The organism is Alteromonas sp. DYW1 (assembly GCF_059752595.1).
This window is the reverse complement of record NZ_CM186038.1, coordinates 2,737,435-2,751,571: the sequence shown is the minus strand read 5'-3', so window position 1 is coordinate 2,751,571 and position 14,137 is coordinate 2,737,435. Positions and strand designations below refer to the sequence as shown.

The 14,137-nt window shown below is 46.2% G+C and carries 14 protein-coding genes; 13 read left to right on the top strand and 1 reads right to left on the bottom strand.

Annotated features, from left to right (window positions below):
* Positions 1–9: 9 nt before the first annotated feature.
* Entirely contained in the window at positions 10–801 is a 792-nt protein-coding gene (gene map, locus AC121Z_RS12345; RefSeq protein ID WP_498124323.1) for a type I methionyl aminopeptidase, read from the bottom strand.
* 341 nt (positions 802–1,142) lie between these two features.
* On the opposite strand from map, the gene rpsB reads away from it, so the two are divergent.
* The 13 genes from rpsB (at position 1,143) to lpxB (ending at position 14,136) form a co-directional block, all read left to right on the top strand.
* Positions 1,143–1,874, top strand: a complete 732-nt coding sequence (gene rpsB / locus AC121Z_RS12340; RefSeq protein ID WP_498124322.1) for a 30S ribosomal protein S2 — start codon at positions 1,143–1,145, stop codon at positions 1,872–1,874.
* Positions 1,875–1,969: 95 nt separating this feature from the next.
* Complete coding sequence (tsf, locus tag AC121Z_RS12335; RefSeq protein ID WP_498124321.1) at positions 1,970–2,842, top strand: translation elongation factor Ts; 873 nt, start codon at positions 1,970–1,972, stop codon at positions 2,840–2,842.
* Positions 2,843–2,994: 152 nt separating this feature from the next.
* A complete protein-coding gene (pyrH, locus tag AC121Z_RS12330) occupies positions 2,995–3,732 on the top strand; it encodes a UMP kinase (protein ID WP_100655887.1) in 738 nt (245 codons plus the stop codon).
* Between the two features lie 15 nt (positions 3,733–3,747).
* Complete coding sequence (frr, locus tag AC121Z_RS12325) at positions 3,748–4,305, top strand: ribosome recycling factor (RefSeq protein ID WP_498124320.1); 558 nt, start codon at positions 3,748–3,750, stop codon at positions 4,303–4,305.
* Between the two features lie 17 nt (positions 4,306–4,322).
* Positions 4,323–5,090 (top strand): polyprenyl diphosphate synthase, encoded by a 768-nt coding sequence (uppS, locus tag AC121Z_RS12320; RefSeq protein ID WP_498124319.1) that lies wholly within the window; start codon positions 4,323–4,325, stop codon positions 5,088–5,090.
* Positions 5,084–5,947, top strand: a complete 864-nt coding sequence (locus AC121Z_RS12315; RefSeq protein WP_498124318.1) for a phosphatidate cytidylyltransferase — start codon at positions 5,084–5,086, stop codon at positions 5,945–5,947. The genes uppS and AC121Z_RS12315 overlap by 7 nt, the downstream gene beginning before the upstream one ends.
* The gene (ispC, locus tag AC121Z_RS12310; RefSeq protein ID WP_498124317.1) at positions 5,947–7,134 is read left to right on the top strand and encodes a 1-deoxy-D-xylulose-5-phosphate reductoisomerase; all 1,188 of its coding nucleotides are present in this window, start codon (positions 5,947–5,949) and stop codon (positions 7,132–7,134) included. The genes AC121Z_RS12315 and ispC overlap by 1 nt, the downstream gene beginning before the upstream one ends.
* Positions 7,127–8,479: a sigma E protease regulator RseP gene (gene rseP, locus AC121Z_RS12305; protein ID WP_498124316.1), complete on the top strand. Its 1,353-nt coding sequence runs from the start codon at positions 7,127–7,129 to the stop codon at positions 8,477–8,479. Before ispC ends, rseP begins: the two co-directional genes overlap by 8 nt.
* A gap of 44 nt (positions 8,480–8,523) precedes the next feature.
* Positions 8,524–11,004, top strand: a complete 2,481-nt coding sequence (gene bamA / locus AC121Z_RS12300) for an outer membrane protein assembly factor BamA (protein ID WP_498124315.1) — start codon at positions 8,524–8,526, stop codon at positions 11,002–11,004.
* A gap of 58 nt (positions 11,005–11,062) precedes the next feature.
* Positions 11,063–11,578: an OmpH/Skp family outer membrane protein gene (locus tag AC121Z_RS12295; protein WP_498124314.1), complete on the top strand. Its 516-nt coding sequence runs from the start codon at positions 11,063–11,065 to the stop codon at positions 11,576–11,578.
* 146 nt (positions 11,579–11,724) lie between these two features.
* On the top strand, positions 11,725–12,171 hold the full coding sequence (gene fabZ, locus AC121Z_RS12290; RefSeq protein ID WP_498124313.1) for a 3-hydroxyacyl-ACP dehydratase FabZ: 447 nt from the start codon (positions 11,725–11,727) through the stop codon (positions 12,169–12,171).
* A complete protein-coding gene (lpxA, locus tag AC121Z_RS12285) occupies positions 12,172–12,945 on the top strand; it encodes an acyl-ACP--UDP-N-acetylglucosamine O-acyltransferase (RefSeq protein ID WP_498124312.1) in 774 nt (257 codons plus the stop codon). It begins immediately after the preceding gene.
* 3 nt (positions 12,946–12,948) lie between these two features.
* On the top strand, positions 12,949–14,136 hold the full coding sequence (gene lpxB / locus AC121Z_RS12280) for a lipid-A-disaccharide synthase (RefSeq protein ID WP_498124311.1): 1,188 nt from the start codon (positions 12,949–12,951) through the stop codon (positions 14,134–14,136).
* Position 14,137: the final 1 nt, after the last annotated feature.

Sequence of the window (14,137 nt, the reverse complement as noted above, 5' to 3'; positions counted from 1 at the left end):
AACCTCGGTTTAGTGTTCGATAATACGGGGAATAGTTTCTTCTTCGCGCAAGGTTAGGATCTCAACGCCGTTTTCAGTAACTAACAGGGTATGTTCCCATTGCGCACTCAGGCTGCGATCTTTGGTCACCACCGTCCACTGATCCGGGAGGATTTTCGAGTAACGTTTTCCTGCGTTGACCATGGGCTCAATGGTAAAGCACATACCGGCTTCCAACACCTCGCCAGTATTCGGACGACCATAATGCACCACCTGCGGATCTTCGTGGAATGTCGCGCCAATCCCATGCCCACAATATTCGCGTACAATAGAATAATCATGGGCTTCGGCATGTTGCTGAATAATGTGGCCAATATCGCCTAAGCGCACGCCCGGCTTCACAATTTCAATGGCTTTATAAAGGCTTTCCTGGGTAACCCGGATCAGACGCTCTGCCATGATCGAAGGCTTGCCGATCACAAACATTTTAGAAGTATCGCCGTGGTAACCATCTTTCTTAACAGTGACGTCGATATTGACGATATCACCCTCTTTTAATTTTTTATCCGACGGAATACCGTGGCATATAACATGGTTTACCGAGGTGCAGATAGATTTAGGGAACGGTGGGTGACCGTAATTTAATGGCGCAGGAATGCCGCCCTGCACATTGACGATATAGTCATGACACAAGGTATTGAGTTCATCTGTTGTCACACCTTTTTTAACGTGTGGTGTGATCATCGTTAATACTTCGGCAGCCAGTTTACCGGCGACACGCATTTTCTCGATTTCTTCAGCAGTTTTGATAATCGCGCCCAAAACGAATCTATCCTATCTGTGATTTTTGATTTAGCGCTGAATGTTAGCGTTATCAGACGGACCTGTACAGGTTCTCAACACAACAATAACGCATAAGACATATGTTTCTGACAGGTTTGGTTAGCATGGACTTACTCGCTGATGTATCAGAATGCGCAAATAAAACCGTTAAAAACTTGAGTGGGCCTGCTAGTCATGGTATAAAGCGCGCGCTTTTCGTACGCGACAAGCAAATTAAATTAAATACACACATACATCGGCACTGATATCGGGGTGCTTGCACATAATGCGAGTCGGTATTGGGGATGTATGGAGGCCTAACCCAAATTGAGGACAATTTAATGGCAAACGTATCAATGCGCGACATGCTACAAGCAGGCGTACACTTCGGTCACCAAACACGTTACTGGAACCCAAAAATGAAGCCTTTCATCTTTGGTGCACGTAACCGCGTTCATATTATCAACCTAGAAAAAACAGTTCCGCTTTTCAACGAAGCGTTGAACTATATTTCAGGTGTTTCTGCGAAGAAAGGTAAAATCCTTTTCGTGGGTACTAAACGCGCAGCCGGAGAAGCGGTAAAAGAAGCAGCACTTAACTGCGGCCAATTCTACGTAAACAAGCGTTGGTTGGGTGGTATGTTGACTAACTGGAAAACCGTTCGTCAATCAATCAAGCGTTTGAAAGACCTTGAGCAGCAAAGCACTGACGGTACTTTCGAAAAACTAACTAAAAAAGAAGCGTTGATGCTTCAACGTGAAATGGAAAAGTTAGAAAGCAGCCTTGGTGGGATCAAAGATATGGGTGGTCTACCAGACTGTATCTTTGTAGTTGATGCTGATCATGAGCACATTGCAGTAAATGAAGCGCGTAACTTGGGCATTCCAGTCGTTGGTGTAGTTGATACCAACTCAGACCCAGATGGTGTTGATTACATCATCCCTGGTAACGATGATGCGATCCGTGCGATCCAGTTGTATTTGAATGCAGCCGCTGATGCAGTTAATGCAGGTCGCGATAACAACATCGAAGCTCAAGCTGAAAAAGACGACTTCGTAGAAGCCGCAGAATAATTCAAAGGCGTTTAAAATCGCCTTTCACGAATCTAAATGAAGGGGCTAAACAGCCCCTTTAGCTTATAACTTACTAATTATTGAGGATTTTAACCATGGCAGTGACTGCAGCACTGGTAAAAGAGCTTCGTGAGCGCACTGGCGCTGGTATGCTTGATTGTAAAAAAGCCCTTGTTGAAACTGACGGCGATATCGAGCTAGCGATTGAAAATATGCGTAAATCAGGTCAGGCAAAAGCGGCTAAGAAAGCCGGTCGTATTGCCGCTGAAGGTGTTATCTTAACGACTATCGAAGGTAACCGCGCAACAATGATGGAACTAAACTGTGAAACTGATTTCGTTGCTCGTGACGAAGGTTTCCTAAGCTTCGGTAAGAAAATTCTTGCAGTTGCAGCAGACAACAACATCAATAGCATCGAAGAACTTAACGCAGCAGACCTAGACGGTTCTACTGTACAAGAAACGCGCGATGCACTAGTGGCTAAAATCGGTGAAAACATTAGCCCACGCCGTGTTATCAACATCGACGGTGACGTGCTAGGTGCATACGTGCACGGTGGTCGCATCGGTGTTGTGGCTATTTTGCAAGGCGGTGATGAAGACTTAGCGAAAGACATCGCAATGCATGTTGCGGCAGCTAGCCCTCAGTACGTCAAGCCTGAAGATGTGCCTGCTGACGTAGTAGAAAAGGAAAAGCAAATTCAAGTTGAGATCGCGGTTCAGTCAGGTAAGCCTGCAGAAATCGCTGAGAAAATGGTTGTTGGCCGCATGAAGAAATTCACTGGCGAAATCAGCCTTACAGGTCAACCTTTTGTTAAAGACCCATCAATGTCTGTTGGTGAGTTATTGAAGTCTAAAGGTGCTGATGTAATCAACTTCGTACGCTTTGAAGTGGGTGAAGGTATTGAGAAGAAGTCAGAAGACTTCGCGGCAGAAGTTGCTGCACAAATGGAAGCTGCGAAGAAATAATTCAGCTTCTCGACTTTTGCATCCAGTGAATGTCAGATAAACTACGGGCACCTAAATACAGGTGCCCTTTTTGTGAGTGCGATTTAACTATTTTGCCATTAATTCGCACGTTGCATTGCGAGTAACCCGTTTTCAAAAGGAAACCATCGTTCATGAGCGTATCGTCAAAATCAGCCTATCGGCGAATTCTTTTAAAATTAAGTGGTGAAGCCTTGATGGGAGATGAAGACTTTGGCATCGACGCCAAAGTGCTCGACCGGATGGCACAAGAAATCAAAGAGCTGGTTGAACTCGGTGTTCAAGTCGGTTTAGTGATCGGCGGGGGAAATCTGTTTCGTGGCGAAGGCTTGGCGAAAGCCGGCATGAATCGCGTTGTGGGTGACCATATGGGGATGCTCGCGACAGTAATGAACGGACTTGCAATGCGTGATGCACTGCACCGTGCGTTTGTGAATGCTCGTTTAATGTCAGCAATCCCGCTGAATGGCGTATGCGATGCCTACAATTGGGCAGAAGCGATTAGTTTACTTAAATCTGGCCGTGTGGTTATTTTTGCTGCCGGTACGGGGAATCCATTTTTCACCACGGACTCAGCCGCTTGTTTGCGTGGTATTGAAATTGAAGCCGATGCGGTTCTTAAAGCCACCAAAGTTGATGGGGTCTACGATTCGGATCCGGTGAAAAATCCCGACGCAGTATTATACGACCAAATCGGCTACAATGATGTGTTAGAAAAAGAACTAAAGGTGATGGATTTGGCTGCGTTTACTCTGGCACGCGACCACAACTTGCCAATCCGCGTATTTAATATGAATAAACCGGGCTGCCTAAAACGCGTTGTGATGGGCGAGTCGGACGGAACCCTTATTGCAAACCCAGAACAAGACTAAAAACAGGACATAATTGTGATAGATGAAATTGAATTAGATGCCGAACAACGCATGGAGAAAAGCATTTCTGCGTTGAAATCTCAATTTAGTAAGATCAGAACAGGACGTGCCCATCCAAGCTTACTTGACTCAATTCAAGTGAATTACTATGGCGCAGATACGCCGTTACGCCAGTTGGCTAACGTGGTTGCTGAAGACAACCGTACGCTAGCGTTAACGGTATTTGATAAAAGTGCTATCCAAGCGGTTGAGAAAGCCATTATGCAATCGGATCTTGGCTTAAATCCGATGAGCGCTGGCGCGATTATCCGCATTCCAATGCCACCGTTAACTGAAGAGCGTCGTAAAGATCTAATCAAGGTTGTTCGCGCAGAAGCCGAACAAGGGCGTGTTGCCATTCGTAACGTGCGTCGTGACGCGAATAGCGACATCAAAGAGCTACTCAAAGAAAAAGAAATCAGTGAAGATGAAAGTAGAGCGGCTGAAGAAAATATCCAAACACTGACCAACACGTTTGTGAAGAAAGTCGATGTTATGTTGGCCGACAAAGAAAAAGAATTGATGGAAGTGTAACGCGTTTGGATAACTTCATGGATAACAGCGACGCGATACCGAGCAACTTAGATAATCCAGCGAAAGAGGGGGCGTTTCCTCGGCATGTCGCGATTATCATGGATGGTAACGGTCGCTGGGCGAAGAACAAGGGAAAGATCAGAACCTTTGGCCATAAAGCCGGGGTTGATGCTGTTCGCGCTGCGGTTAAATACGCCCGTACGCATGGGATTGAAGTGCTAACGCTATTTGCGTTTAGTAGCGAGAACTGGAAGCGACCAGAGGAAGAAGTCAGCGTATTAATGGACTTATTCAATCTGGTGCTAAACAGTGAAGTGAAAAAGCTGAATAAAAATCAAGTACGCCTTAGAGTGATTGGCGATTTGAGTCGATTTGACGACAAACTCGTGGAGAAGATCCATAAAGCTGAAGCTTTGACGGCTGAAAATAGTGCCTTAACGCTCAACATTGCTGCCAATTACGGTGGCCGCTGGGACATTGTTAATGCTGCAAAGCAGTTAGCGCATGCGGTTGCAAACGGTAACCTAAAGCCTGAACAAATCAGCGAAGACAGTTTTGGTGAATATGTGTCAATGGCAGAATTGCCGCCGTTGGATTTGCTTATTCGAACTGGCGGTGAACACCGTATCAGCAATTTTCTGCTGTGGCAGTGTGCCTATGCTGAATTTTATTTCACGGCAACGTTGTGGCCGGATTTTAATGAAGAAACGTTTGCCGCTGCAGTTCATGATTTTAATGAGCGACAACGGCGTTTTGGCCTGACCGGCGAGCAAGTCTCATGTTGAAACAACGGATCATCACTGCGGTCATATTAGCGCCTCTTGCGCTGATAGCGATTTTATTTTTACCTGTTTTTGAGTTTCAGATTGCGATTGCTGGCGTGGTGTCAATCGGAGCCTATGAGTGGGCAAAAATGTCCGGTCTTAATAGCCGTATGTATAAGGCCGTGTATACCTTGCTGGCGCTGACGATTTGTATTTTCTTTGCGCAGGTGGTTGAGCAAAATATGATCTGGTATCAGGGCCAGCTGAACGCCGTTTATCGCTATATTCTTGGAGTATCCTGTGTTTGGTGGCTATTTTCTTTAGCCATGATTATTGCCTACCCACGCTTTAGTGCATTTTGGAAGCACAGTATCGTTATTCGCGCAATTTTTGGATTGTTCACACTCATTCCCACTTGGGTTGCAGTAGTATCTCTGCGTACGAGTTTATATGAGGTTGATCCATTCTACGGTGCGTCGCTAATTTTTTATGTCCTGGGGATCGTCTGGGCAGCGGATATAGGCGCTTTCTTTGTTGGGGTTAAATTTGGCAAACATAAGTTACGCCCTAACGTGTCGCCGGGCAAAACTTTGGAAGGCTTGCTCGGTGGTGTAACCGCGTCCATTGCTATTATTGCATTTGCGGCGTTGCACTATCAGGTAGACCCTTCGCGGATATGGTTGCATATCGTGATCGGGGCTTTAACGGTGGGTGTTTCGGCGTTAGGTGATCTCAACGAGAGTATGTTTAAACGGTGCGCTGGGATAAAAGACAGCGGTAAGATTTTACCTGGGCACGGCGGTGTAATGGACCGAATCGATAGTCTTACGGCAGCTTTCCCAGTCTTTGCCTTCTGTTATGTGACTTGGATGGCATAGTGCAAACAATTACAGTATTGGGCGCAACGGGCTCGATCGGTTGCAATACACTCGATGTCATTAATCGTCACCCTAATCGGTATCGTGTTTTTGCGATCACCGCTCATCGTCAAGCCGCAAAGCTTATTGAGCAGGCGCGTTTATTTGCGCCTCGTTATGCGGTGCTTACCGATCCAGACGCTTTTGAAGAAGCGCGTGAACTTGCTGCAGGGCTAGCACTTGAAACTGAAATTTTGTTTGGTGCAGATGCGTTAGCCTTTGTTGCCAGTGACAGTGCGGTAGATAGTGTAATGGCTGCTATCGTAGGCGCAGCCGGCTTACTACCGACCATGGCGGCGGTTAAAGCGGGGAAGCGTGTATTACTGGCCAACAAAGAATCATTGGTCATGAGCGGTGAGTTATTTATGCAAGCGGCGGCTCAGTATCACGCTGAAATCATTCCAATTGATAGTGAACACAACGCCATATTCCAAGCGTTACCTAAAGATTATCAATACGGGGATTTGGCGGGTAATGGGATTGCTAAAATCTTATTGACTGGATCGGGCGGCCCTTTTTTACAGACCCCGCTCGATCGTTTCGATAGCATTACGCCAGAAGAAGCGTGCGCGCACCCGAACTGGGATATGGGCCAGAAAATTTCGGTTGATTCAGCAACCATGATGAATAAAGGCCTCGAGTTTATAGAGGCGCATTGGCTTTTTGGTGTTGCCGCGGAGGATATCGACGTTGTGTTACATCCGCAGAGCACGATTCATTCTATGGTGCAGTACATTGATGGTTCGGTCATTGCACAGTTAGGACAACCGGATATGCGAACCCCTATCGCGTTTGGCTTGGCCTACCCAGAGCGAATTGATGCCGGTGTGGATTTTCTGGATTTCGCCCAGCTGCGTGATTTTACGTTTACTACCCCTTGCCCTAAACGCTATCCCAATCTGTTTTTAGCGATCGCAGCCTGTAAAGCCGGGCAATATGCAACCACGCAATTAAATGCGGCCAATGAGGTCGCGGTAGCAGCATTCTTAGCTAACCAGATCAAGTTTAGCGATATCGCTAAAGTGAACCAGTTGACCTTGAAACAATTGGAACCAAAAGCGGTTTCCTCTATCCAACAGGTTCTTGATCTTGATCAGTTAGCCAGACGCGAAGCAGAGAAGGTAATTCAGGCGCACTGTTATGTTTGATTTTTTATGGAACTTAGGCTCGTTCATAGTCGCCTTAGGGATTTTAGTCGCGGTACATGAGTGGGGACACTTTTGGGTCGCGCGACGCTGCGGTGTGCATGTCGTCAGGTTTTCCATTGGTTTTGGTAAACCTCTATGGCGCACGCAGGATAAATATGGCACAGAGTATGTGATAGCAGCGATACCGCTGGGTGGTTATGTACGGATGCTGGATGAGCGCGTTGATGAGGTTGCGCCGGAATTTAAGCAGCACACGTTTAACTGTAAGTCTGTGGGTCAACGCATGGCGATCATCGCGGCAGGACCAGGCGTCAATTTTATTTTTGCCGTATTTGCTCTGTTTTTGATGTACTTGATTGGCGTGCAAACGGTGAAGCCCGTGCTGGGCGAAGTTCCTGCTGCGAGTTTTGCTGCGCAGGGTGGTTTGACAGCCAACGATGAGATAGTGCAAGTCGGTGACCGCGATACGTTAGATTGGTCCGCCGTCAATTTAGAATTAATGAGCTATATTGGAGAGGCGCGCTTACCGATTACCGTTAAACGCGAGAACGGTGTCACTCAGCAGGTGGTTTTGCCGATTGCCGATTGGAAATTTGATCCTGAAACAGATTCGGCTTGGCGCAGTTTAGGTTTGATTCCGTTCCGTCCTGACGTCACCCTTGAGGTGGCTACGGTGGCCGAGGATAGTCCTGCCAGTTTCGCTGGGCTAGCGGTTGGCGATACGCTATTAAAAATTGGAACCGAGAGCATAAACTCGTGGCAACAAGCGGTTGAAATCATCACGGCGAACCCCGGTGAGTCCATGTCTTTGACCGTGCGTCGTGAAGGGCGCGAAGAAATCCTTGTGGTGACCTTGGATAGTGTTGCGACAGAGCAGGGCAGTCGGGGTTATTTAGGAATGGCACCGCGAGTTGAACCTTGGCCAGAAGGTATTGTCTTTATACACCAGTATGGGGTATTTGCTGCTGTAAGCAATGCAATCGACGGCATGTGGCGGTATACCACGGTCAGTCTTGACATGCTGGCCAAACTCTTTACGGGTGATGTCTCAGTTAAGAATTTAAGCGGGCCAATCTCGATTGCTCAGGGAGCTGGGATTAGTGCGGAATATGGAATCGTCGAATTTTTACGTTTTTTGGCGATTATTAGCGTAAGTTTGGGCATAATAAACCTTTTGCCCATTCCGCTGTTAGACGGTGGTCATTTACTCTATTTATTGGTTGAGTCGATCACGGGTAAGCCGGTCTCTGAGCAAACTCAGGAGCTGGGCTTTAAAATTGGGGGCTTATTGCTGTTAACTCTGATGGGAGTAGCAATATTTAATGATATTGCCCGCTTAGCATAAATATAAATAACGTTAGCAAACGTGCGCAGGAAGAATAGTAATAAATGAAGTTTAGTCAGTATGTTGTAGCAGGGTTGTTTTTGTCTGCTGCTCACCTCGCCTCTGCAAATGAAAGCGAATTTACCGTAGAAGATATTCGAGTCGAAGGTCTCCAACGTGTGGCCCTTGGTGCCGCTTTAACTTATTTGCCTGTTCAGGTAGGTGATGAGTTAAACGATTTTCGGGTTTCGCAGCTTATTCGTTCACTGTACTCATCAACGCACTTTGAGAACATTGAGATTTTACGCGACGGCAACACGCTTGTGGTCAGAGTCTCAGAACGCCCCACGATTAGCGATATCATTTTTGAAGGTAACGATGATATTAAAGATGAGCAGTTACAAGACAGCTTAGATGGCAACAATATTCGTGTGGGCGAGCCGCTCGATAAGACGGTGTTAACGTCGATTGAAAATGGCCTGAAAGACTTCTTTTACAGCATTGGTAAATACAGTGCTGATGTGAATGCGATCATTACCCCACTTCCGCGTAACCGTGTAGAGCTGAAATTGTTGTTTGAAGAAGGTGATGCGGCCAAAATTCAGCAAATCAATATTGTGGGTAATGAAGTGTTTTCTGATGCCGAGTTATTCGAGCAAATGGAGCTTCAGTTTAATACCCCTTGGTGGGATTTCTTGTCTGAAACACGCTACCAACAACAAACCCTGTCAGGGGATATGGAAACCATTGAGAACTATTACAAAAACCGGGGTTATTTGCGGTTCGCGGTAGAGTCTACACAAGTCTCAATGACACCAGAGAAAACGGGTATTTATATCACCATGAACGTTTCTGAGGGTGAGCAGTATACAATTTCTGACGTTGAATTAGTGGGCGATGTTATTGGTCATGAAGAGTACATCAAGACCGTATTGCCGCTAACCCCTGGTGAAATGTACAACCAGGCTGAAGTTACCTATACCGAAGAGTTTATTAGTAAATACCTTGGCCGTTTTGGCTATGCCTACCCCACAGTCACCACGGTACCTGAAATCAACGATGAAGATAAAACGGTTAAATTAACGTTATCTGTTGACCCGGGTAAGCGTATTTATGTGCGGCGCCTGAATTTTGAAGGCAATGTTATTACGGCTGATGACGTTTTACGCCAAAACGTGAGTCAAATGGAAGGCACTTGGCTATCGAATGCGTTACTAGAGTCATCCAAGAATTCACTCTCGCGTTTGACTTACATGGAAGAAGTTGAGTTCGATACCGTACGTATTCCCGGTGAAGACGACAAAGTCGACGTTAACTTCACGGTAAAAGAGCAGCCATCAGGGTCTTTCAATGCCGGCATTGGTTATGGCGATCGTACTAAGTTGAGCCTGCAAGCGGGTATCCAACAAGACAATTTCTTGGGTACAGGTAAGCAAGTGGGTATTAGCTTAAATACCGTGTCATACCAGCAATCAGCACAGATCACCTATCAAGATCCGTTCTTTACTATCGATGGCATTAGTTTAGGCGGGGTGCTTAGCTACAGTGAGTTTGATGGTGAAGACTTCAACGTTATTCGCTTTAATAGTAAGCAATATAAGGTCGGGGCTAACATTGGTTATCCAATCGATGAGTTTAATCGTATCAATTTCGGTTTAACCTATTCAAACGTAGAGCTATTTAATCGTTCACAGTATGAGCAAACGGACCGTTTTTATAATCAATTCTTGGATATCGATGATCCTGACGCGTCCATTAAGTATCAGAGCTATCAAGCGTCTATTTCCTGGCGCCGGTCGACCTTAAACCGAGGCGTTTTCCCAACCGCAGGTTCATCACAAAGTGCGTCGTTTAGTATTACTACGCCGAACTCGGATGTGAACTACTTCAAAACTATCTTTGATACTAAGTTTTATTTCCCGCTATCGCGTGATCAGCGCTGGTCGTTCTTAGCGCGCTTACGTCTGGGTTACGGTAATGGGTATGGTGATAAAAACGGCAATGAGCAAATCCTACCGTTCACCGAAAACTTTACGGCGGGTGGTGCAGATACGCTGCGTGGTTTTGAAAACAACACCGTAGGTCCCCGTGGTGTGCAGCGTTTCTCGCAAGGTGAAATTGTTGGACCGGATGGGAATATCATTCCTGGCAGTCCAGAGAATGATTCGTACTTGTTGTCTAATCGAAGCCTTGGTGGTAACGCTATGGCACTTGGGGGCTTGGAATTGATTGTTCCGACCCCATTTGTGGAAGAAGATTTTGACAATTCTGTACGTACTAGTGTGTTCTTTGATATTGGTAACGTATGGGATACTGAATTTGATTATGATGAGTACGCCAGACTTTCCAACGCCGGTGCTGGGCGGAATGACTTCGATGAACTGTTAGATTACAGTGACTGGAAGCTCTATCGCGCTTCAGCCGGTATTTCGGTACAATGGCTATCACCAATGGGTCCGATGGTATTCAGTTTCTCTAGAGCCATCCAAGAGCGTGAAGGTGATGATGCAAGATTCTTCACATTTAATATCGGGCAAACATTTTAATAATAATTCACGCTGACGCAGTCAGTGGCTAACACTATTGTGAATAAAGGAGTTTCAATTGAAAACATTCGCTAAACACATCGTCGCAAGTGCATTGCTGAGCAGTGCAGTTATCAGTGCACCAGCAGTAGCTGAGATGAAAATCGCTGTCGTCGATGCACAGTCAGTATTTCAAGCCATGCCAGAAGCAGCGGCAATTGCTGAGCAAATTCAAGCCGAATTCAAGGACCGTATCGAAGCGATCCAGCAATTAGAGCGTGATATGCAGTTTTATGCTGAAAGCCTACAGCGCAATGCAGCGACTATGAGCGAGCAAGAAAAAGCTGAGATGCAAGAAAAAATCCTAGCAGCTCGTCAAGAGTACGCGCAAAAAGCGCAGCCACTACAACAAGAAATCCAACGTCGCCAAGCGGAAGAGCGCAACAAACTGGTCGCTTTGATCCGTCAGTCAATTGACAAAGTGGCAGCTGATGGCAATTATGACATGGTCATCGATGCCGGTGCGGTTTCTTTCACTAAGCCGAAATTTGATATTTCTGCACAAGTACTCGAAAACGTTAATAAGTTAAACTAAATCGGTCGATGAAACACAGTCAGACCAAACACTTAACGGTTTGGTCTGATTTGTTTTTTGGCTTTTTGCGCGTATTGTTGGCAGCCAAAATTAAACACTGACGCATAATATAGAGTGTTATAGCGTTAATCTGCAGCGGAGGCACTTTGGCCAACTCACTAAATCCCATTGAAATTCAAGAAATTTTGGATTTACTTCCTCATCGTTACCCGTTTTTGCTGATCGATCGTGTGACTGATTTTCAGTCAGGCGAAAGGATTAAAGCGTATAAAAACATCACTTTTAATGAACCTTGTTTTATGGGGCATTTCCCCGGCCATCCCATTTTCCCAGGGGTCTTGATTTTAGAAGCTATGGCCCAAGCAGCGGGTGTGCTAGGCTTTAAGACAAAAGGCAAAAGCGATGAACTTTATCTCTATGCCGGGATTGACAAAGCGCGCTTCAAGCGACCGGTTACGCCGGGTGATAGACTTGATTTTGATGTTAAGCTTATCAAAGAAAGACGCGGGATCTGGAAATTCCACGGTGTGGGCAGTGTGAATGGCGAGGAGGCCTGTTCTGCCGAATTCATGTGTGCAATGCGAGCTATTTAAATGACAATACATGCCACTGCGATTATTGAACCTGGTGCCAAATTAGGCAATAACGTGTCTGTTGGTCCATTCAGTTATATCGGGAATGATGTTGAGATTGATGATGATTGTATTATTGAATCTCACGTGGTTATCAAAGGCCCAAGTAAAATAGGTAAAGGCAACCACTTTTATCAATTCGCAAGTATCGGCGAGGCATGTCAGGATAAAAAGTACGCAGGTGAACCGACCCGCTTGGTGATCGGTGATAACAATATTTTCCGTGAGTCGGTCACGGTCCATCGCGGTACAGTTCAGGATCAAGAGTTAACCAAGATAGGCAGTAATAACCTATTGATGGTCAACGTCCATGTTGCTCACGACTGCATGATTGGTGATGACAATATTTTCGCCAATAACGTGACATTAGCGGGCCATGTGCACGTTGGAGATAGTGTTATTTTAGGCGGCTTAGCGGCAATCCATCAGTTTTGTAAAGTCGGTTCGCATAGCTTTGCTGGCGGCGGTGCAATTATTCTGCGTGATATCCCGCCGTTTGTAATGATCAGTGGCACCAAACATATTCCGCAAGGGATCAATTCTGAAGGTCTGCGTCGTCGTGGGTACAGCAAAGAAACTATCATGCAAATCAAACGTGCTTACAAAATTATCTATCGCGATGGCAATACAGCTGAGCAAGCAATAAATCTTCTAAAAGAAATGTCACTGCAAACGCCAGAAGTGGGTTTGTTGGCAGATTTTATCAAGCAATCTGAACGCGGCATTATTCGTTAACCAATGTCAGTGCCACTGCATATTGGCATTATTGCCGGCGAACCTTCCGGGGATGTGCTCGCCGCCGGCTTAATGCGGGAACTCAAAGCTCAGCATCCCCAGGTGCGATTTAGCGGTATCGGAGGGCGGCACATGCTGGCGCAAGGCATGCGGTCGTTGGTCGACATGGATGAGTTATCGGTGATGGGATTGGTGGAAGTCTTATCACGGATATCGCGCTTGTTAGCGGTCAAGCGCCAAGTGATTGAGCACTTCACTAGCGATCGGCCTGATGTTTTTATTGGTGTTGATGCTCCTGACTTTAATTTGCGCATCGAAACGGCATTAAAGCAAGCAGGGATCAAAACCGTGCACTATGTCAGTCCAACGGTTTGGGCATGGCGTGAGAAGCGGATCCATAAAATTGCAAGGGCGACAAACTTGGTCCTCGGCTTGTTCCCGTTTGAGGCAAATATCTACCAGCACTATGATGTGCCTTATCAGTTTGTGGGGCATACTCTCGCAGATACTATCCCCCTTGAGCCTGAACAAGCACCAGCACGGAAACTATTAGACCTGCCAGCGGATTCAACTGTACTGGCTGTAATGCCAGGCTCGCGGCAAGGTGAAGTTAATGCATTGCTCAACGACTTTCTAGCAACAGCATTATTGGTCGCGAGTCAATTAGATATGCATAAACCACTTGCGGTAGTTATTCCTGCCGCGAATGATGCGAGGCTGCAGCAGATAACGGGGATCGTAGACGATTTTAAGCTGTCACAGGATACTTCATCACTGGCGATCCAAATTGTGGACGGACAATCACGTGAATGCTTAATCGCGGCGGATGCGGTGTTAATCGCGTCCGGAACGGCGACGTTAGAGGCCATGTTATGTAAGCGGCCTATGGTTGTGGCCTATAAAATGGCCAAGTTAACACGTTTTATCATGGGTTATCTCTACAAGCCTGACTACTTCTCGCTACCGAATCTGTTAGCCGATAAGGCGCTGGTGCCCGAATTGTTACAAGCTGACGTTAATCCAGAAAATTTAGCCCAGCATTTATTACCCTTGTTTGGCGAGCAGGGTGACTCGCTAAAACAGGCCTTTACCCGTATTCATCAGAGTTTACGCTGCAACGCAGATGAGCAGGCAGCAACAGCGGTGTTGGATTTGGTAGGGTACGCCAAAAATCCAGGCGCGGAGGAATAAT

What these genes read in the sequence shown, in the direction of transcription:
- lpxA (WP_498124312.1), top strand. Translation starts at nt 12,172, where the DNA reads ATGACAATACATGCCACTGCGATTATTGAACCTGGTGCCAAATTAGGC.
- lpxB (WP_498124311.1), top strand. Translation starts at nt 12,949, where the DNA reads ATGTCAGTGCCACTGCATATTGGCATTATTGCCGGCGAACCTTCCGGG.
- AC121Z_RS12315 (WP_498124318.1), top strand. Translation starts at nt 5,084, where the DNA reads ATGTTGAAACAACGGATCATCACTGCGGTCATATTAGCGCCTCTTGCG.
- pyrH (WP_100655887.1), top strand. Translation starts at nt 2,995, where the DNA reads ATGAGCGTATCGTCAAAATCAGCCTATCGGCGAATTCTTTTAAAATTA.
- bamA (WP_498124315.1), top strand. Translation starts at nt 8,524, where the DNA reads ATGAAGTTTAGTCAGTATGTTGTAGCAGGGTTGTTTTTGTCTGCTGCT.
- rpsB (WP_498124322.1), top strand. Translation starts at nt 1,143, where the DNA reads ATGGCAAACGTATCAATGCGCGACATGCTACAAGCAGGCGTACACTTC.
- rseP (WP_498124316.1), top strand. Translation starts at nt 7,127, where the DNA reads ATGTTTGATTTTTTATGGAACTTAGGCTCGTTCATAGTCGCCTTAGGG.
- uppS (WP_498124319.1), top strand. Translation starts at nt 4,323, where the DNA reads ATGGATAACAGCGACGCGATACCGAGCAACTTAGATAATCCAGCGAAA.
- tsf (WP_498124321.1), top strand. Translation starts at nt 1,970, where the DNA reads ATGGCAGTGACTGCAGCACTGGTAAAAGAGCTTCGTGAGCGCACTGGC.